This window comes from Longibacter salinarum (assembly GCF_002554795.1).
GTDB lineage: Bacteria > Bacteroidota > Rhodothermia > Rhodothermales > Salinibacteraceae > Longibacter > Longibacter salinarum.
The window spans coordinates 1-889 of sequence record NZ_PDEQ01000019.1 but is presented as its reverse complement, the minus strand read 5'-3'; the positions used below and the strand labels follow the sequence as shown (position 1 = coordinate 889).

Here is an 889-nt window from a genome sequence, read left to right as displayed (position 1 = left end):
AGAAGCTGTTTGGCGGATCGATTCGAACCGGGCCATTCAACAGAAAAGCGCCGGTCCTCGTCTTATGAGTGAAGCAGACTCGCTCACAAGACCGACTCAGAGCGATGGACCGAACCTATCCCTCTGATTTGACCGACGCACAATGGAAACGGGTCATGCCCATCTTTGATCGTTTTCGATTTGACAAGCATGACCCCCGGCGGATGCTGGACGCGATCTTCTACGTGGTAAAAACCGGGTCGCAGTGGCGTATGCTCCCCTCTGACTACCCGCCTTGGCAGACCGTGTACTATCATTTCCGAAAATGGCGGCGACTCAACCTGCTTCAGCGCCTCTGTGACCGGATTCGGCGTGCAGCTCGGGTTGCGGAAGGACGCTCCCCGAGCCCCAGTGCCGCGGTCATCGATACGCAGTCGGTGAACACCGAACGGCAAGCCGGCCCGGCACGCGGTCGGGATCCCAGCAAGCACGTGACTGGACGAAAACGCCATGTGATCGTCGACACCCTGGGATTTCTGCTCGCCGTCGTGGTTCACCCAGCAAACGAGCATGACGGCCAACAAGCCCCAACGGTCCTGCAGCAACTCCTCGGAAAGGTACCCCGCCTACAGATGATTTTTGCCGATAGCGGCTACGAGGGCCTTCCGTCTGGGCTCGTGTGGCGGTGCTTCGAGTGGTTGTTCTCCATCGTTGAGTCAGACGACGACCGCTCCGGGTTCGCGCCCATTCCAAAACGGTGGGTGGTTGAGCGCACATTTGGCTGGTTTGGCGGCTATCGTCGCCTCATTCGAGACTATGAACGTCTTCCTGAAATGTCAGAAGCCATGGTCCGAGTGGCCATGATTAGACTCATGATCCGCCGCGTTACCTAATCCGCCAAACAGCTTCT

The 889-nt window shown here is 58.0% G+C and carries 1 protein-coding gene; it reads left to right on the top strand.

The annotated features are described in order from the left end of the window. Nucleotides 1-104: 104 nt before the first annotated feature. Complete coding sequence (locus CRI94_RS17415; RefSeq protein ID WP_098079402.1) at nt 105-872, top strand: IS5 family transposase; 768 nt, start codon at nt 105-107, stop codon at nt 870-872. Nucleotides 873-889: the final 17 nt, after the last annotated feature.

Excerpts from the sequence above, each read along its gene's own strand:
- CRI94_RS17415 (WP_098079402.1), top strand. The coding sequence starts at position 105 with ATGGACCGAACCTATCCCTCTGATTTGACCGACGCACAATGGAAACGG.